Here is a 16,716-nt window from a genome sequence, read left to right as displayed (position 1 = left end):
CGCAGCTGAACGCGGTCCGGGCCGTTGCTCGGTCGAGTCGGCACCGTGGCCGCCCAGGGTGCCGACTCGATGGCGGGAACGCACAATCCCGCGGATGCGGAAGGGCATCACTGCCGCTGGGTGATGCCCCGGGCCTCCTGGGCGATGTCCTCCAGTACGGTCTTCGGGTCGGCGGTGGGTGCGACGGCCTTGCCGATGTTCCGCTTGATGATGTTGCTGACCTGCAGCCAGGAGGGATCGTTGACCGGGTAGAGCTGGGCTGTGCGCAGCGCGGTCAGGAACTGCTCGGCGTCGGGGTCCGTCGCCGTGGCCTGGGTGGCCGTCACCGTCGAGGGCAGCAGGTGGTAGCGCTCGGCGAACTCGCTGAGGTTCTTGTCCTCGTAGACGAAGTTCACGAAGGAGCCGACGAGTTCACGGTTGCCGTCGTGCTTGAAGGCCATCATCCAGTCGGCGACGCCCACCGACGGCGGCGTGATCCCCTCGCTCAGCGTGTCCGACACCGGCATGGTCAGCGTGCCGACCTTCATGCCCTTCGCCCTCGCCTCGTTGAGGAGCGAGGGGTAGCCGTTGACCATACCGACGTCGCCGCGCAGAAAGGCGGTGAAGGCGTCCTGCCGGTTGAGCTCGGCCGGCGGGACCGGGCCGGTCAGGCCGGGCGTGACCAGGTTGTCCTTGATCCAGCGGAAGGTCTCGGCGTTCTGCCGGGACGCGATGCTGTATCCGCCGCTGCCGTCGGTGTATCCGCCGCCGTTGCTCAGCTCCCAGATCAGGGCTTCGGCGTGCGCCTCCTCGGGACCGAGCGGAAGGGCGTACGGGTAGCGCACGCCGTCCTTCTTCAGCGCCTTTGCCGCGTACTTCAGGTCCGACCAGGTCTTGGGCGGCTTCGCTCCGGCCTTGTCGAACAGCTCCTCGTTGTAGAAGAGCAGCCGGCTGCTGGCCACGAACGGCAAGCCGTAGAGGGTGTCGTCGATCGAGCCCGCCTCCGCGAGCGGCGGCAGGAAGTTCGCCTCCGCCCTGATCGGCAGCAGGTCACTGGCGGCGTAGAGGCGGCCCTGCGCGGCGAAGTCGGAGTACGCGCCCATGAGAGCCACGTCCGGAGCGTCGTCCTCCTGGACCATGCGGGTGACCTCACGGTCGACGTCGGCCCACGGGTAGAGCGTCACCTCCACCTTCTTGCCGGGGTGGGCGGCGGTGAAGGCGGCGGTCAGTTTGTCCCAGTACGCCTTGGAGCTGTTCGCCGGGCTGTCGCCGTACTCGGGGACCACCAGGCGCAGCGTCGTCCCTTCACTTCCGGATGAGCCGCAGGCGGTGATGAGGGAGCCCAGTAGTCCGAATGCGGCCACGGAGGCGGCTATGCCGAAGAGTCTTGGTCGCACGGATCGTTCCTTTTGATCATTTCCAACAGTGCATCCGGAATCTTCTCTCGGCTCAGGGTGATATGCGCCCCCTGTGAAGGAATTGTGGCGATAGCTCCAACTGCACCGATTCCGAATGGTGTCTTCCGATATGCCTACGCCGATCCCTGTGCCGTAGGCCGCGCAACGGAAGGGTCAGCTACCGGGTTTCGCCCGCCGCACAGGACGCCTGAGAGGGTCGGTCGAACCTGCGCGGTCGCTTGTCACCACCAGTAGACGGGGTATCGAGGCGCATGCTTGGGCAGTCCGCCGATGGTCCCGGCGCTGACCAGAAGCAGGGTCGCGGTGAGCAGCAGGGTGAGGAACCTCAGCGGCGCGGGTGACTGGAGGACGACGATGACGGCGGTGGCCGCTGCCGGCGAGTGGGGCGTCCTCGTGATCATCATGGTGCCCAGGGCGAGGCCGCCTGCCAGCGCGGCAGCCCACGTGGAGCTCCCGAAGGCGGCCAGTATCAGGTAGCCGCCGATTGCCGACAGCAGGTGGCCGCCGATCAGGCTGCGCGGCTGCGCGAGCGGCAGCTGCGGGGTGCTGTGCACGAGCGCGGCGCTGGCTGCGAGGGGCGGGATGAGCAGCGGTTCGTGCAGGACAGCGCCTACGGCGGCCAACAGCAGCAGCACGGAGATGACCGAGGTGGTCGCGTGAAGTGCGTGACGGCGCCCAGCGGGGGCCGGCGCGCGGCCGGCGAGCAAGCGCTGGGCAGCCGGTCGTGGTGTGGTGTCGGTACTCATGTGTCTCTCGGGACCTGGGCCTGGGGCCCTGACTGCGGCTGATGTGGAACGGTCCCGTGCTGACGTGCAACGCGCCCCGTGATCGACGTGGGCTGACCTTGCGCCGAGCATCCGATGGGGGCGGCGCAGTCCTGCCCCTTATTAAACCAGCAGGTGACGGCGGTATTGCGGACGGCCCCTGGCAGTGACCCTCGGGCCCCGCTCGCCACGGCCTGGGCCGCCGGCCGCGCCAAGGCCCCGCGGCGCCCCCCACGGCTCACGCGGGATCCTTCGCAGGCTCCGACCGGCGTCGGGACGTCCGGACGCAGGAGCGGGGAGTCGACGCGTCCGCGATGCTCGGCCCCGAGAAGCTCGCCGAGCAGACCGCACTGCCGCAAGCGACGGTCCGTGCCCGTAATCCGCGTGCCATGGGCGCGCTGCTGGACGTGGTGAGCATGGACAAGCCCGCAACGCGCCTCTTCTCCAAGGACATGCCGATCCCCATGCTGTTCGGACCGCGAGAGAGCTGCTCGAACAACTTCGTCGCCTCGGGGGCGCTGAAGACCGCGATCGCATGGGCGAGGCCGAGGCCGTTGACCTCTCGCGACAACCTCGCGTTGTCGTCCCGGCGGCTTGGTTGTTGGCCGGGGCGCCACTGCCCGCGGTCAGATGGTCCCGTAACCGCTACCCGGGATGACCCAAGGAGCACAGCCATGACCACCACCGACCCCAGGGCCGTAGTCATCCGTTACATCGAGGCCGTGCGCGACGGCGACGCCGACGTCATCCGCGACAGCTTCTCCACCAACGCGACCTGGCACTACCCGGGCGACCTGCCCATCTCCAAGGTATGGCACGGCCGCGACGTGATCGTCGACGATTTCCTCGGTGGCATGGGGCCGCTCCTCGTCCCCGGCACCCTGGAGATCACACTGGTCAGCACGATCGCCGAGGGCGACCGGGTGGTGGCCGAATGGACCTCCAAGGCCGAGACCGTGTACGGCGGCACGTACGACAACCGCTGCCTCGGCATCTACACCGTTCGCGATGGCAAGATCGCTGCCGTCGTCGAATACGCCGACACCCAGCATGTGGCCGCGACCCTCTTCCCGGACCGCGTCTGAACCGGGCGAGCGCCACGTGCGCTCCACGGCCGTGCATTGGATGGCGACGGTACATGACGTGGTCGTAGCCTCAGTCCTCAGTTACTTCAGCCCCACGTCCGGGCGTGGCCGCGCCTGCCGCGCACCGGCGGCATGGCCTGGGGCAGCGGGGCCAGTGGTCGACCTCGCGCTGCTGAACCCGGATCCTCCGTCAAGTCACCCTCCACTGAGGCTGGTTGGGCGCCCTGCGCAGCCGCGTGTCTTCCAGAGCGGCAGCGAGGCGTCCCGTCAGTGGGCGCCGAAAAAGATCTCCCTGACCTCGCGCAGCGCGTAGAGGACCAGCACGTATCCGGCGGCCGGGTCGGCCCACCAGAGGCCGAGCAGGGAGTTCAGCAGAAGGCCGAGCAGCACGGCGGTGGCCAGCAGGCCGTCGATGAGGGTGACCCGTCCCTCGGTCTTCAGCACCGGGTTGTCCAGCGCGGTCCCGGTACGTGCCTTTCCGGCGGCGAGCACGAACATCACCGCGGCTGTCACCGCCGTCCAGCCGATGCCCAGCGGCGAGTGATGGGGCCGAAAGCCGCTGGCCAGCACCCAGGTTGACTGCACCAGCAGGTACACCGCCAGCAGCGCGAAGGCGACGCCGATCAGCTTCAGCGCACGGCGTTGGCGGTCCTCGCCCGTGCCGGACAGCTCCCAGATCACCACGGTCGAGGCGCCGATCTCGATCAGGGAGTCAAGGCCGAACCCGGCCAGCGCCACGGACCTCGCCGTCATGGCGGCGACGGCGAGCACCACGATGCCGATCACGTTCCAGCCGAGGGTGACGTACTCCAGGGCGAAGCCGCGGCGGACAAGCGCCTGGCGGACGGTGCCATCAGTGCTGGTCACGGCGAGATCCTCCCGGACCGCCCGCAGCGGCACTGCCTTCGCCGAGCAGCAGTGCAGCGACGGCCGTCGGGGCCTCACGCATGGCGTCGTGCCCGGTGGGGAGGTCGTGAACGTACCACTCGGGATCGGCTGCAAGACGGGTGCGGAGGTCGGCGAACGGCGTGCGGTCTTCCCATCCCGAGCAGTAGACGAACTCCCGACGGGGGACCTGGTCGATCATGCCGGTGAGCCGGATCGTTTGCAGGAATGAGGCGAGGGGATGGGGGCGACGGCGGGGATCGCCACCGTCCGGCGGGCGGACGGCGTAGCCGGTGCCGGCAGCCCCTGCCACGAACGCCTGTCGGTAACGCTCCGTCGTCGCAGACCAGCACGACTCGCCATCACGCGGGACGTAGGCGTCGAGATGCACCAGTCGAGAGACCCGGCCACCGGCGCGGTCAGCTGCGGCAGCGATCACCATCCCGCCATAGCTGTGACCGACCAGCGTCGCGTCGGTGATGTGGGCGCGATCGAGGAGCCGCAATACGTCCTCGGCGTGGGTGTCGAGGTTGGCGCCCGCGACCGTCGCCGCGTCCTCGTCCGGCCGCAGACCGGTCAGGGTCAGGGCGTGAACGGTATGACCGGCACGCTCCAGCAACGGAACCACCGCCTCGAAGGCCCAGGAGCCGTGCCAGCCGCCGGGCACGAGGACGAACGTCGCCATGCGTTTCTCCTTCTCATACGCCGAGCGCTCCGTCGACGCAATCGGCCAGAACCCCCGCACATCCACCGATGACAACAAGCCTGCACGTGGGGCGAGTGTGGTGCCCCCGTCCGGGGGCCGTCACTCAGGTGCTTGGCCGCTCAGGCATGTTAGCTATTGAGGATGGAACCACATCTCGTCACCGACGAGCGGCTGCACGGCGTCCTCGGCGAACTCGCTCGTAGGGAACCACTCTTCCACAGGCCGGAGTTCGGAACGACAAGAGCTGACTTTGCAGCGATGACGGCGCCGGATTTCTGGGAAACAGGCGCGTCGGGGCAGCGCTACAGTCGTGACCACGTACTGGACGTCCTTGAAGAGCGTTACCGGGAGCCACCTGCCGAGGAGTGGGAGACGTCAGGTTTCCATTGCCGGGAGTTGGCTGCCGACCTGTATCTCCTGACGTACACCTTGGTCCTCCATGGGAGGACCACACGCCGGGTGTCGATCTGGCAGCGCAGCACCCGCGATTGGAAGATCCTCTACCACCAGGGCACCGTCGTGCAGGAACCGTCGGCAGCGAGGACGCGGCAACATTGACAATGCCGGCATGAACTGCCGGCACGTCACTCCTGGGGGAGAGAGCCGAGCCAGCGGTCGTCCTGGAACTCCGCAGGCACCTCGTCCTCCCAGGGATCGATCCCGCGGCGCTCCAACTCGTCGAACCATCGGTCCCGTTGCGACTCGGGAAGCCGTCGTCCGCACCAGGGGCAGAAGTCGATCGTGATGCTCGACGTGCCACCGTCGTGGATGATCAGCCCGTACTCCTGGAATTCGGCGCTGAAGCCGACCAGCGCGTCCGGGCAGGCGAAGGAGTCGGCGTGCTGGTCGCAGCGCACGTTGACGCGGCTGGTCATCGTCTCGCAGCAGTGTTGGGTCATGACCTCGGTCCCGGCTGATCGGCAGCGTAGCCAGAAGTAGATCACGTCTGTGATGTACCGCTCCGGGCAGCCGCGCACCTTCCTCGCCTCCGCCGGCACCCCCTGCGGACGTTGCGGCATGCCTCTCATCATCCCCACGTGTCGACAACGCCGACCCCCTCGCGCTACTTTCTATACATGTATAAAAACCAACGGGGGCGCCCCGGAGTGGTACTGGCAGCCGTGGCCGTCGCTCAGTTCGCCGTCGCCCTGGACCTGTCCGTGGTCAACGTCGCCCTGCCCGCGATCCGCAGCGCGCTGGGATTCGCACCGCTCGACCTCTCGTGGGTCGTGCACGTCTACGCGCTCACGCTCGGAGGATTTCTGCTGTTGGGAGGCCGCGCATGTGACCTCTACGGCCGACGACGGCTGTTCGTGCTCGGCTTGGCCGTCTTCGGGCTGTGCTCACTGGCGGGCGGGCTCGCCCAGGCGCCCTGGCAGCTGATCGCCGCCCGCGCCGGCCAGGGCCTCGGAGCGGCCGCAGCCACCCCGGCCACGCTGGCGATGCTCACCATCACGTTCCCCGAGGGCCCACGGCGCGTGCGCGCGCTGGGCGTGTGGAGCGGGGTGAACGCGGCAGGGGGAGCGCTGGGCGTGCTGGCGGGTGGACTGCTGACCGAGTATGCGGGCTGGCGCTGGGTGATGCTGATCAACCTGCCCATCGTCGCGGTGGCTCTCGCACTGGTCCGCGCGGGCGTGCCCGCCGAAGCACGTCCCGCCCGGCGCGAGAGGCTGGATGTGCTCGGGGCCGTCCTGGCCACGGGGGGAGTCGGGCTGCTGGTGACCGGCGTCGTGCGCGCCGGTGCTCAAGGGTGGGGATCGCCGGTCACATGGACGATGCTCGTCGCCGCGGCCATGCTCCTGAACGCCTTCGTCGTCACCGAATCCAGGGCGTCGACACCGCTGTTGCGTCTCGGCCTGCTGCGCAGCCGCTGGATCGCCGGCGCCAACGTGCTGGTCTTCTTCTCCACGGCCGGGCAGTTCGCAGCGTTCTACTTCGTGTCGCTGTACATGCAGCAGGTTCTGGGCATGGGTGCCGCAGCAACCGGGGCCGCTTTCCTGCCCTTCTCCATAAGCCTGGTCGCGGGCACCCTCGTCGCGACCCGCGTCACCGCAGCACGCACTCCCCGTGCGTCCCTGGTGCCTGGCGCCCTGCTCGCCGCCGCGGGCCTGGGCTGGTTCGCCCGCATCAGCCCCGACGGCGGCTTCCTCACCGACGTGCTCGGCCCCTGCATCATCACCGGCATCGGCGTCGGACTGGTCATCGCTCCGATCGTCGCCGCCGCAACCACCGGCGTCGCGCCTCACGAGGCGGGCATGGCCTCCGGCCTCATGAACACCTCTCGCCAACTCGGCGGCTGCATCGGCCTGGCCGCCCTGTCCACCATCGCCGCACACCACACCGGCACGGCAACCGACCCCGCCGCGCTCAACGACGGCTACGCCCTGGGTCTGGCCATCGCCGCGGCCCTTTTCGTTCTCGCGGCAATCGTGGCGATCGGTGTGATACCCCGCCGCCGGGGCGGAACCCCTGCGCCGCGAACCGCCGCTCCCGCAGAGAACCGAATGGAAGGCACGCGGTCGTGACGACCACACCCTCTCTCCTCCACGAGCGGGGCCGACCGGGCCCGCAACCGGCTTCGTCACGGAGGCCGCCCCGCACACACGCATCGGGGTCCACACCGAGATCGACCACGACGTCCAGCATCGAGTGCACCGGCACGCCGAGCGTCGACTTCGGGTGCCCGCTACTTCAGTTCGATCTCGACGAAGGCCAGCGGGGTCGTGCCACTGTTGACGACTTCGTGCTCGCCCCCGGCCGGGCGGGCGTAGGACTGACCTGCGCGCAGTTGCGATGAGGTGACGGTGCCGTCGGGGGCGATCACGTCGGTTTGCCCGTCGGTGACGGGTACGACGACGTAGTCGTACTCGTGCACGTGACGGCCGGTGCTCTCTCCCGGCTGGAAGTCCCAGCGGGTGACCCGTACCCGCTCGTCTTCCTGCTGCAAGGTGGCGCGGGCGGTGGTCGTCATGATTGATCTCCTTGTCGTCGGTGCCGCGCCTGTACTGCGGACCGGAGCGGCAACATTCCAGGTGGCAGGCTAGCCGCCGCCTGCTGTACGACGGGGTGGGGCTGTACGCGGCGGTGATCGCGCTTCGCCGGGCGAGGAGATCGGTGGCCGGAGTGATCATGCCCTGAACCAGATCGAGACAGGTGCGGGCGGCGTAAAGGAGGGTCGTGCGCTCGCCAGGCGCGGCGGAACCGGCGGTGATCGCCGGTAGGCTGCGGCGGTGCGTACGGTCGAACTCCTGTTGGACGAAGCGGCGGATCTCGCGGTCCGGGAGGCTTGGCGGCGGCTTGCGGACGCGGGGCTGCCCAGTCAGGCCAGGCACCGCTCACCGACCAACAGCCCGCACCTCACCCTGGCCGCCTGCCCGGAGCTGACCGCCCCGATTCGCTGGGAGCTCGCCGAGGTGGCCGCTGCCCTGCCGCTGCCGGTACGGTTCAGCGGCCTGGTCCGCTTCGAGCGGCCCACCTCGGTACTGGCATGGGCGCTGGACCTCGACGCCGCACTGGCCGACTTGCACCGCCGGGTTTGGGAGGCGGTGGTCTCGGACAGCCCGCCCGAGGCTCTCAACCCTTTCCACGACCCCGGTCGCTGGAGCCCGCACATCACCCTTGGCCGGACCCGGCGGGCCGGTGCCTTCGCCGGTCGGCGGGTCCCGGAGTTGCTGCCGGCGCCGCCGCTGTCGGCCCGGCTCACCACCCTGCGCAGCTACGACACCGAAACCGGGGCCCTGGAGGTGCTGGAGCCGCGTTCCTGAGACGCCCCCCGGCACCGACCGGTCAGTTCTCGCCAAGTGATGGGCCGGGCCGTCGAGTCCATGGGTGGCTGTGTGCGTGCCGGACGTCCAGCCCGTTGGCGGGTCTTCGGGCCCCTTGCCAGAAGGCCGTCTGGTTCGTGGAGCGATCACGACACCCACACCAGTGAACCTTTCACCGACGTCAAACCGGTGGCACGCCGCCCCGACCGGCCGGTACCGCCGATGGTCGGTACCGCGGCGATCGGTGCGGCTGTACACCCAGGCCACCGTCATGGGGGGTGGAGGCACTCGTACTCGTAGATCGGCGGTCTGGCCGACGACCGCCTACCGGCTGCTGACCGCCAGACGGCCCGGCCTCACTTCAGGTGTCGGTCCAAGAACCGGCACCCGTCCTCCAGCTCGAACCACGGGGTGCCGGTGTGCCCTCCCAGATTGGCGTGCAGCGTCTTCTCCTTGCTGCCGAAAGAGTCGAACAGGTCCAGGGCTCGTTGCCGGGGGTTCCCTTCGTCGTCCCACTGCAACAGGAACAGCAGCGGAATGGTGACCCGCCGGGCCTCCTCGCGCTGGGCGCGCGGCACGTACCCCCCGGCGAAAAAGCCTGCGGCCGCGATGCGCGGCTCGACCGCCGCGAGTCGAATGCCGAGGGCTGTCCACCCCCGGAGTACCCAACCGGACCCCCGATCTCGGGCAGCTCGAGAAGGGCGTCCAGAGTGGTCTGCCATTCCGGGACCGCGTTGGCGACCAGCGGACCGATGAAGGACTCCAGGATCTCGTCCACCGGCTCGCCGGCCTGCATCGCCCGCCGCAGATCGGCACGGGCCTGCTCATCGGCGGCGGAACGGGGACGCTCACCGCACCCGGCGGCGTCGATGGTGGCCACCGCGTAGCCGCGCGCCGCGGTGTATCGGGCCCGGGCCACCAGCCGGGGCTCCGCCTTGGGAAGACCGTTGTTGTGGGCCATCAGGACCAGCGGGGCCGGTGCGGAGCCGGACGTCCACAGGGTGCCGGGGATCTCGCCGAGGACGAATTCGCGCTCGAGGACGCCGTCGTCGAGACGCTGTTCGGAAGTGAATTGCACGGTCGTGCCTTTCGGGAGTGCTCTTGAACGGCGCTCCCGGACGACCTATCGCCCGACCGTGACCCCGGAGGGGAGCACCCATGTCGATACTGCGTTCACGGGTACCACCTCCTCGTTCTCTCGCACGGCCTCGGGGAGGCTAGCAGGGGTCGCGGTGGTTCACCAACGGGTTATTGCGGAGGTGGCCCTCTCGAGCCTCACGTCAGCGTGAGCGCGGGGCCGGGAACATGCCGTTGAGCTCCGAGAAGGTCATGGCGTCGGCGAGCGGGCGGTAGTCGCCGGTGTCGTACAGCCGCTGTGCGGCGCGGTGGGCGGCGGCGTAGGCGGTCTGGGCGATGCCCGAGCCGAGGCTGACGCGCGCGACGCCGAGGGCACCCAGCTCGGCGACGTCCGGTGCTCCGGGGCCGGCCATGATGTTCACCGGTACGGAGATGCCCGCCGCCAGTTCCTTGATGGTGGCAGGGTCGGTGACGCCGGGGACGAAGATGCCGTCGGCGCCGGCGTCCACGTATCTGCGCGCCCGCTCCAGGGTGTTTCGCAGCCGGGTGGTGGGGTCACCGAGGCCGAGCAGGTAGGTGTCGGTTCGGGCGTTGAGGAACAGAGGCACTCCCGCCCGTTCCGCCGCGCCCCGGGCCGCCCCCAGCCGCGCCGCGAGTTCGGCCGGCGGCCGGGTGCCGTCCTCGATGTTGATTCCCACGGCACCAGCCTCCAGTACGCCGGTGACAGTATCGGCGACGCTTGCAGCGTCCTGCCCGTACCCGCCCTCGATGTCGGCGGTGACGGGCACGTCGACCGCCGCGACGATACGAGCGATCAGCGCCAGTACCTGGTCAGGGGCGACGCCCTCCCCGTCCGGACAGCCCAGCGACCAGGCGATCCCGGCGCTCGTGGTGGCGATTGCGGGCGCCCCCGCGGCCGCGATGACACCTGCGCTCGCGACGTCCCAGGCGTTGGCGAGCGCGAGGGGGCGTGCGGTGGTGTGGAGGGAGCGGAAGAGCAGGGCCTGGTCGGACTGAGCTGCGTTCATGCGGTGAGCCAACCACCGCTCAACTCTGCTGTCCGGCAGGAATCCGACACTGACGTAGCCTGAAGTCTGTTGCGAGAGTGGATCCGGGTCTTGGCTGATCAGGTTCGGTGGGGGGGTGTGACCTGACGAGACGTCAATGGATTCCCGCGGTCCAGCCCCGGAACCGTCCGCGGCAGTGATCGATGCGGAGCCCCAGGGGCCCGGCCGGCCTCTCTCTCCCAGCAGCACACCTTCCCCCAGCTCGCCCCGGACGGCGCCGACGTCCGCGCCGCACTGCTCACCTGCCCGTCGACCTCGCAAAGCCGCTGCCGGGTAACGGAGGAGCCCGAGCAGAGGTGCGGGCACCCGAGTAATTCGGTTGCCCGGGTGGTCGGGAGACGCCGAGGATCTGCCCATGACCACGATGACCGTTCCCGTGCTGCGTACGCCCTCCTCCGCCGTTGCGGAATCGGGCCGGCAGCAGACGGGCTGCCCGCGGAGGTGCGATGTGCACCGCGCGTGAGCGCGGCTCTGGTCGCGGGGCTCCTGGCGGGTTATGGCATCGCCATGCCCGTGGGAGCGGTTGCGACATATCTCGCGGCCCTCACTGCTCGGACCTCGTTGAGGGTCGGTGCCGGTGCCGCTCTGGGCGTGGCGACCGCTGACGGTCTGTATGCGCTGATCGCCGTGATCGCCGGCTCGGCGCTCGCACCCGGGATCGAGTCGATCAAGCTGCCTCTGCAGTGGGCGTCGGCCGTCGTTCTCGCAGGCCTGGCCTGCAGGAGTGCCGTGACCGCCATCGTCCGGCACCGCAAGCGGCAGGTCAGCGCCGGTGCCGATCGCGAACTGGTGAGTCCGGTCAGAGCGTATCTCGCGCTCCTGGGCATCACGATGATGAATCCGATCACCGTGATCTACTTCGCGGCGTTGGTGATGGCCGGCCAAGGAACCACCGTGTCCGGTCGGGGGGACAAGGCGGTGTTCGTCGTGGCGGCCTTCGTGGCGTCCGCCAGTTGGCAGTTGCTCCTTGCCGGCGGCGGAGCGCTGCTTGGCCGCGCGCTGACAGGTCCCCAGGGGCGCCTGTTCACGGCCCTGATCTCCAGCATGGTGATCCTGGGGCTCGCTGCCCGCCTGCTGCTGTCCCGGTCGTGATCGGCGGGCGATTGCGGTCGCGCAGTCGCAGCACCTGATCGGCGGCGGCGCGCCATGCGTCGCACAGGGCAGGGGGACCGTAGGGGGCAAGCTCATGCCCGCGACGCCGACGAACTAACGCCTGAATCCTGTGCTTAGCAGGCTGATGTAAGGGCATTCGCTGGCCAGGAGGTTGATATCAATGGTTCCCCTGCTTCTGGTTCTTCTGTTGGCTCTGATCCTGTTCGGCGCGGGCTTCGCCCTGAAGGCGCTGTGGTGGATCGCGGTGATCGTGTTGGTCGTGTGGCTGCTCGGCTTCGTCGTTCGATCCGCAGACGGCGCAGGCCGGAAGGGCCGCTGGTACCGCTGGTGACATAGGCGGCAGCAGACGCGTCAGCATGCCGATGCGGGCCCGGCCGAGTGCGGCCGGGCCCGCATGCGTGCGGAGGGGCACTATGGCGAGGTGACTGCGAAGACAGCCGGAGCTACCTGCTCGCCTGACTTGGTCAGCGAGGAGGCGTGTCCGCGACTGGGTGCGTTCGCATACACGCTGACAGGCGGTGGCTCCTGCCTCTCGTGGAGGCTCTTTCCCTACGGTCGGTGGCCCGACAAATCGGCCACGTGAGTCGGCGATCCCGGAGCCCGCTTTTGTGGTCCAGCGCTCGTCGGAGTTGCCGGGCCGCACCCATGCTTCCGTATAGGCCTGGGCCGCCTTGCCGGACCGGACGATGAAGTGTGGTTTTCGACATCCCGGGGGGCGCGGTCGACACACGCGCTGCGCGATGCGGACGACGACGCGCTCGAAGAGGCCCGCAAGTCCAGTGGGCTGAAGCCGTTGTCGCGGTCAAGCAGGTGGCAGCAGTTCGAGTTGCTGGAGCATGGAGAGCTGATCGACCACGTGCCAGTGTTCGGCGATCCGGTCGCCGTCGATCCGGTAGATGTCGATTCCGGCGACGCTGGCCGTTCGTCCGGTGGGAGGGATGCCGAGGAAGGTGCCGGAGTGGGTGGCGTTGTTGGTCCAGCGGACGACGACACGGTCGGCCTCGGCGATGACGTCGTGAATGGTGAACCTGGGAGACAGCCCTTCCAGGAGCATGGTCACGCGACTTTTCAGCCCCTCGCGGCCCGGGCCCTGGCCGGGGAAGGGATCATGTTCTTCGTAGTCCGCGGCGGCCAGCTCGTCGACGACTTCCACGCGCCGACCGTTGAAAACTTCGTCGTACAACCGGCGCACGAGCGCTTTGTTGGCTTCGGTGGACACGTGATGCCTCCGCCCAAGTGGGAACCGTTCGGTTCACCTTGACACGCCCAGGTCCACCCACGACCGGTGCAAGGCCGCAGTCTCCCACGACTGGAGCAAGCTGCGGGCTGGCTGTGCTCGCTGCTGTGCGACGACTGCCGTAGCCGGCCTGTCCCAGCCCAGCGGCAGGCCGAAGCCGGGGGAGCGCCGTGTCGCGCGGTGATCATCAACGGGGGGACACCCGCTGGGCGGCCGGTCCGGTCCCGTCGGTCGTGAAGATGCGGTCCAGGTGGTGGCGGATCACCGTGGCGGCCGACTCGGGACCGCGCTGGCCGACGAGAATGCTCGTGCCGAGCGTTCCGGCCATGGCGAGGAGGCTGATGGCCTCGATGCGCGCGTCGGCGCCGGGGTCGGCCAGACCATCTGCCTGTGCTTGCGCGATCAGCCCGGCCAGGGCGTTCTCCGCGGCGTCCGGGTTGTCGATGAAGGGCTGGGCGGCCAGCGCTTCATCGGTCACGGAGAGGATCGCGTACGAGGAGTAGAGCAGGTGGAAAGTGCGGCTTTCGTCGTCGGTGGGCAGCGAGGCCAGGATCAGCGCCTCGGCGGTCGCCCGCAGTCCGGGGGCCGGTCCTGCGGCGGCGAGCCGGGCGCCGACGCGAGCGGTGAACTGGTCGGTGAGGTGCTGGAGCCCGTGGAGGAGCAGCTTCTCCTTGGTCTCGAAGTAGTACTGCACGAGTCGCAGCGAGACTCCTGCCTCGGCCGCCACGTCCCGCATGCCGACGGCGTGCAGTCCGCGCCGCCCGGCGACCCGTACGAGTGCCTCCGCGATCTGGGCGCGCCGTTCTTCGTGGTCCACGCGCTTCGGCATGCGTGCTGTCTCCATTCGTCCGGCGGGCCTTTATGGTACCGCCGTACCAACAACATGGTACGGTCGTATCACGAAGAACGGATCAAGGACCGAGAAAGGTCCCACCGGGAGGTGCCGCCGTGCCCGAGAACAAGACCCGCAAGCGCCGCGACGTCGGCCGCTACGTGAACGACACCTTGCGCGACCGCTACTTCGCCACCTGCGACGCCCTCTACGCCATGGGCGCGCCCCTTCGCTCCGAGACGGACGTCGAAACCAGCTTCGGAACCACGCACGTCTACCGGTACGGGCCCGCGGACCCCGAGGCCGAGTCCCGTACACCGGTCGTCCTGATCCACGGTTCCGGCGGCTGCTCCGCCCAGTGGTACCCCAACACCCCCGCACTCAGCGCCCGGCGCCCCGTCTACGCCCTCGACACCCCTGGCGACCCCGGGCGCAGCGTGCAGCGCGAGCCGATGTGGCAGCCCGAGCGTGCGGCCCAGTGGATGGACGAGGCCCTCGACGCGCTCGGCCTGGACCGCGTGCACCTGGTCGGGTCCTCCTACGGGGGCTGGCTGGTCATCAACCAGGCGCATCTGCGGCCCGGCCGGCTGGCTTCGGTCACCGCCCTCGACCCGGGCGGCCTGGAGAAGGTGGGCCTGCGCTTCTTCGTCTGGATCTTCGCCAGCCTGTTCGCCACCTTCGCCCCGAAGGCACTGCGCCCGCGCCTCGCGGTCTGGCTCGAGCAGCCGGTCCTCGTCGTCCCGGAACTGCGCAAGTGGATCCACGCCGGGGTGCGGGCTTTCCGGATCCGCCGCCCTGCGCCCAAGCCGCTGTCCGACGCCGAACTGGGCTCCATCCGTACGCCGTTCTATCTGATCATGGGCAAGCGCAGCCTGCTGGTCCATCCCAAGCGCCAGCTGGAGCGCGTGCCGCGTGTCATCCCCGGAGCCCGCGCCGAGATCGTCGCAGCCACCGGCCACGGCCCCCAGATCGACCACCCGGACGTGGTCAACGCCCGCCTGCTGAGCTTCATGGACGACGTCGACGCCCTGGAGCACACGGCGGCCTAGGCCGCTTCTGCACCGCTCACGCAAGTGCCCGCGAAGACTGCGGCGGCCTCGGCCTCGTCGGCCGGACCGCCCGGGCGGAGCCGGCCCACGTGCCCGCGTCCGGGCGGGGAACGGGGAACGTTCTGCACCCGCTTCGATGCGTCCAGGTCACGTCACAGGTGCCCGGCGAACCTCCGGATCCCCGGCCGGGGTCGGTCGGCTGGCGGCAAGGCGCGGGCCGCCGCCGGCTGGGCGTCACGCCCTGCGCCGCCGGTCCAGGAATAGGATCCGCGTCCATGTCGCATTCGTGGTCCAGTTCCCGTCTCGACCTGCACATAGCTCCCCACGCCGCGACCGGGCGGCGCTCCGGTCTCGAGTCCGCGCTCCGAGAGGCGATCCACCAGGGGCGCCTGCCCGCTGGAACGTCCCTGCCGTCCACCCGTGGGCTGGCCCAGGAGCTCGGACTCTCGCGCGGCACGGTCACCGCCGCCTACGACCAACTGGTCGAGGAGGGTTACCTGATCACGCGCCCCGGATCAGGTACCAAAGTGGCCGAGATTCCTCGGCGGACCCAGGCTCCCGAGGGCCCGGCACCGCAGCCGGAGACCCCCCGGCACGACCTTCGTCCCGGGCACCCGGACGTCACCGCTTTCCCCACCCGGGCCTGGCTCTCCGCCACCCGCCGCGTGCTCACGAGCGCCCGCCCCGAGGTGTTCGGCGCCGGGGACCCCCAGGGACGCATCGAGCTGCGCCAGGCCCTCGCCGACTACCTGGGCCGCACGCGCGGCGTGATCACGACACCCGACCGGATCCTGATCACCTCCGGCTACTACCAGGGCTTGACCCTGCTCAGCGGCGTACTCGCCGCGAGCGGCACCCGCACCGCGGCGATGGAGGACCCGGGACACAACCTCTACCGCGACGTCGTCCAGCGCGCCGGGCTCACCATCATGCCCCTGAGCGTCGACCTCCACGGCGCCCGCACGCACGAACTGGACCGGGAGACGCAGGCGGTGTTCGTCACTCCCTCCCACCAGTACCCGACCGGCGTCCCGCTCCATCCGAACCGACGTCAGGCCGTGTGCGCCTGGGCACGCTCCACCGGCGGCCTGGTCGTCGAGGACGACTACGACGGCGAGTACCGTTACGACCGCCGGCCCGTCGGCGCCCTCCAGGGCATGGATCCCGGCCACGTCGTCTACTGCGGCACCGCCTCCAAGGCCCTCGCACCCGCCATCCGTCTGGCCTGGATGGTCCTGCCGCCGCATCTGGTGCGCCCGATGGCGCAGGCCAAGTGCCGAGCCGACCTGTACACCGAGAGCCTGGGCCAACTCGTCCTCGCCGACCTGATCACCACGCACGCCTACGACCGCCATGTCCGCGCCGCCCGCCTGCGCTACCGCCGCCGACGCGAAGCCCTCATGAGCCGGGTAGCCGCCCACCCCGCGCTCACTGCCCACGGTGTCCCCGCCGGCCTGCACACCCTCGTCACCCTCCCCGCCGACGGCCCCGCCGAAGACCGGCTGCTGACCTCGTGCAACCGTCACGGACTCGCCCTGCGGGGTCTGAGCGAACTGCACCACGACCCGGCTGCCGGCCCGCAGGGCCTGCTCATCGGCTTCGCCGCCCCATCCGAACGCGCCTATCCCATGGCGCTCGACGCCCTGTTCACCGTCCTCGCCTCCGAGGCCCCCGCCCCGTGAGCCGGGACCACCAACAAACCGTTCCCGGCGTCAGGTTGCACGGAACCGGCCCAACTTT

General features: G+C 69.7%; 17 protein-coding genes and 1 pseudogene. 8 read left to right on the top strand and 10 right to left on the bottom strand.

Annotated elements, in window-relative coordinates; all coding sequences use genetic code 11:
• Window positions 1–107 precede the first annotated feature (107 nt).
• Window positions 108–1,376, bottom strand: a complete 1,269-nt coding sequence (locus tag ACZ67Q_RS14820; RefSeq protein WP_471181284.1) for an extracellular solute-binding protein — start codon at window positions 1,374–1,376, stop codon at window positions 108–110.
• Window positions 1,377–1,618: 242 nt separating this feature from the next.
• Window positions 1,619–2,143 (bottom strand): HPP family protein, encoded by a 525-nt coding sequence (locus tag ACZ67Q_RS14815; RefSeq protein ID WP_471181281.1) that lies wholly within the window; start codon window positions 2,141–2,143, stop codon window positions 1,619–1,621.
• Between the two features lie 692 nt (window positions 2,144–2,835).
• On the opposite strand from ACZ67Q_RS14815, the gene ACZ67Q_RS14810 reads away from it, so the two are divergent.
• Window positions 2,836–3,246: a nuclear transport factor 2 family protein gene (locus tag ACZ67Q_RS14810; protein ID WP_471181933.1), complete on the top strand. Its 411-nt coding sequence runs from the start codon at window positions 2,836–2,838 to the stop codon at window positions 3,244–3,246.
• A gap of 267 nt (window positions 3,247–3,513) precedes the next feature.
• On the opposite strand, the gene ACZ67Q_RS14805 is transcribed toward ACZ67Q_RS14810, so the two are convergent.
• Window positions 3,514–4,113 carry a cation efflux transmembrane domain-containing protein gene (locus ACZ67Q_RS14805; protein ID WP_471181278.1) on the bottom strand — a complete coding sequence of 200 codons (600 nt, stop codon included), beginning with the start codon at window positions 4,111–4,113 and terminating at the stop codon, window positions 3,514–3,516.
• Window positions 4,100–4,816, bottom strand: coding sequence for an alpha/beta fold hydrolase (locus ACZ67Q_RS14800; RefSeq protein ID WP_471181275.1), 717 nt, complete (start codon window positions 4,814–4,816; stop codon window positions 4,100–4,102). Before ACZ67Q_RS14800 ends, ACZ67Q_RS14805 begins: the two co-directional genes overlap by 14 nt.
• A 162-nt stretch (window positions 4,817–4,978) precedes the next feature.
• On the opposite strand from ACZ67Q_RS14800, the gene ACZ67Q_RS14795 reads away from it, so the two are divergent.
• Window positions 4,979–5,395, top strand: a complete 417-nt coding sequence (locus ACZ67Q_RS14795; RefSeq protein WP_471181272.1) for a nuclear transport factor 2 family protein — start codon at window positions 4,979–4,981, stop codon at window positions 5,393–5,395.
• Between the two features lie 26 nt (window positions 5,396–5,421).
• Here the strand turns inward: ACZ67Q_RS14795 and ACZ67Q_RS14790 are convergent, their stop codons facing one another.
• Complete coding sequence (locus ACZ67Q_RS14790) at window positions 5,422–5,736, bottom strand: DUF6980 family protein (RefSeq protein ID WP_471181269.1); 315 nt, start codon at window positions 5,734–5,736, stop codon at window positions 5,422–5,424.
• 177 nt (window positions 5,737–5,913) lie between these two features.
• Between ACZ67Q_RS14790 and ACZ67Q_RS14785 the strand changes: the two genes are divergently transcribed.
• Window positions 5,914–7,362 (top strand): MFS transporter, encoded by a 1,449-nt coding sequence (locus ACZ67Q_RS14785; RefSeq protein WP_471181930.1) that lies wholly within the window; start codon window positions 5,914–5,916, stop codon window positions 7,360–7,362.
• 161 nt (window positions 7,363–7,523) lie between these two features.
• On the opposite strand, the gene ACZ67Q_RS14780 is transcribed toward ACZ67Q_RS14785, so the two are convergent.
• The gene (locus ACZ67Q_RS14780; RefSeq protein ID WP_471181266.1) at window positions 7,524–7,808 is read right to left on the bottom strand and encodes a cupin domain-containing protein; all 285 of its coding nucleotides are present in this window, start codon (window positions 7,806–7,808) and stop codon (window positions 7,524–7,526) included.
• Window positions 7,809–8,067: 259 nt separating this feature from the next.
• Here ACZ67Q_RS14780 and ACZ67Q_RS14775 point away from each other — a divergent pair, with 259 nt between their 5' ends.
• Window positions 8,068–8,601 (top strand): 2'-5' RNA ligase family protein, encoded by a 534-nt coding sequence (locus tag ACZ67Q_RS14775; protein WP_471181264.1) that lies wholly within the window; start codon window positions 8,068–8,070, stop codon window positions 8,599–8,601.
• Window positions 8,602–8,957: 356 nt separating this feature from the next.
• On the opposite strand, the pseudogene ACZ67Q_RS14770 reads toward ACZ67Q_RS14775, so the two are convergent.
• A pseudogene (locus tag ACZ67Q_RS14770) lies at window positions 8,958–9,679 on the bottom strand (dienelactone hydrolase family protein).
• 202 nt (window positions 9,680–9,881) lie between these two features.
• On the bottom strand, window positions 9,882–10,706 hold the full coding sequence (locus ACZ67Q_RS14765) for an isocitrate lyase/PEP mutase family protein (RefSeq protein WP_471181261.1): 825 nt from the start codon (window positions 10,704–10,706) through the stop codon (window positions 9,882–9,884).
• A gap of 498 nt (window positions 10,707–11,204) precedes the next feature.
• On the opposite strand from ACZ67Q_RS14765, the gene ACZ67Q_RS14760 reads away from it, so the two are divergent.
• Window positions 11,205–11,837 carry a LysE family transporter gene (locus ACZ67Q_RS14760; protein WP_471181259.1) on the top strand — a complete coding sequence of 211 codons (633 nt, stop codon included), beginning with the start codon at window positions 11,205–11,207 and terminating at the stop codon, window positions 11,835–11,837.
• A gap of 181 nt (window positions 11,838–12,018) precedes the next feature.
• Window positions 12,019–12,189, top strand: coding sequence for a DUF5670 family protein (locus tag ACZ67Q_RS14755; protein WP_146464684.1), 171 nt, complete (start codon window positions 12,019–12,021; stop codon window positions 12,187–12,189).
• Between the two features lie 471 nt (window positions 12,190–12,660).
• Here the strand turns inward: ACZ67Q_RS14755 and ACZ67Q_RS14750 are convergent, their stop codons facing one another.
• Both ACZ67Q_RS14750 and ACZ67Q_RS14745 read right to left on the bottom strand, forming a co-directional pair.
• Window positions 12,661–13,077 (bottom strand): ester cyclase, encoded by a 417-nt coding sequence (locus tag ACZ67Q_RS14750; RefSeq protein WP_471181256.1) that lies wholly within the window; start codon window positions 13,075–13,077, stop codon window positions 12,661–12,663.
• A gap of 205 nt (window positions 13,078–13,282) precedes the next feature.
• On the bottom strand, window positions 13,283–13,924 hold the full coding sequence (locus ACZ67Q_RS14745; protein ID WP_471181254.1) for a TetR/AcrR family transcriptional regulator: 642 nt from the start codon (window positions 13,922–13,924) through the stop codon (window positions 13,283–13,285).
• A gap of 119 nt (window positions 13,925–14,043) precedes the next feature.
• Here ACZ67Q_RS14745 and ACZ67Q_RS14740 point away from each other — a divergent pair, with 119 nt between their 5' ends.
• Together ACZ67Q_RS14740 and pdxR are read left to right on the top strand one after the other, a co-directional pair.
• Window positions 14,044–14,976 carry an alpha/beta fold hydrolase gene (locus tag ACZ67Q_RS14740; RefSeq protein ID WP_471181251.1) on the top strand — a complete coding sequence of 311 codons (933 nt, stop codon included), beginning with the start codon at window positions 14,044–14,046 and terminating at the stop codon, window positions 14,974–14,976.
• Between the two features lie 275 nt (window positions 14,977–15,251).
• The gene (pdxR, locus tag ACZ67Q_RS14735) at window positions 15,252–16,658 is read left to right on the top strand and encodes a MocR-like pyridoxine biosynthesis transcription factor PdxR (protein ID WP_471181249.1); all 1,407 of its coding nucleotides are present in this window, start codon (window positions 15,252–15,254) and stop codon (window positions 16,656–16,658) included.
• Window positions 16,659–16,716: the final 58 nt, after the last annotated feature.

The organism is Streptomyces sp. NPDC036813, assembly GCF_055609245.1.
Note: the sequence above shows the minus strand (reverse complement) of the source record. Positions and strands in the feature narration are given on the sequence as shown.

Coding starts and splice junctions, on each gene's coding strand:
- ACZ67Q_RS14815 (WP_471181281.1), bottom strand. CDS start 2,143: ATGAGTACCGACACCACACCACGACCGGCTGCCCAGCGCTTGCTCGCC.
- ACZ67Q_RS14810 (WP_471181933.1), top strand. CDS start 2,836: ATGACCACCACCGACCCCAGGGCCGTAGTCATCCGTTACATCGAGGCC.
- ACZ67Q_RS14800 (WP_471181275.1), bottom strand. CDS start 4,816: ATGGCGACGTTCGTCCTCGTGCCCGGCGGCTGGCACGGCTCCTGGGCC.
- ACZ67Q_RS14795 (WP_471181272.1), top strand. CDS start 4,979: ATGGAACCACATCTCGTCACCGACGAGCGGCTGCACGGCGTCCTCGGC.
- ACZ67Q_RS14790 (WP_471181269.1), bottom strand. CDS start 5,736: ATGACCCAACACTGCTGCGAGACGATGACCAGCCGCGTCAACGTGCGC.
- ACZ67Q_RS14785 (WP_471181930.1), top strand. CDS start 5,914: ATGTATAAAAACCAACGGGGGCGCCCCGGAGTGGTACTGGCAGCCGTG.
- ACZ67Q_RS14780 (WP_471181266.1), bottom strand. CDS start 7,808: ATGACGACCACCGCCCGCGCCACCTTGCAGCAGGAAGACGAGCGGGTA.
- ACZ67Q_RS14765 (WP_471181261.1), bottom strand. CDS start 10,706: ATGAACGCAGCTCAGTCCGACCAGGCCCTGCTCTTCCGCTCCCTCCAC.
- ACZ67Q_RS14755 (WP_146464684.1), top strand. CDS start 12,019: ATGGTTCCCCTGCTTCTGGTTCTTCTGTTGGCTCTGATCCTGTTCGGC.
- ACZ67Q_RS14745 (WP_471181254.1), bottom strand. CDS start 13,924: ATGCCGAAGCGCGTGGACCACGAAGAACGGCGCGCCCAGATCGCGGAG.
- pdxR (WP_471181249.1), top strand. CDS start 15,252: ATGTCGCATTCGTGGTCCAGTTCCCGTCTCGACCTGCACATAGCTCCC.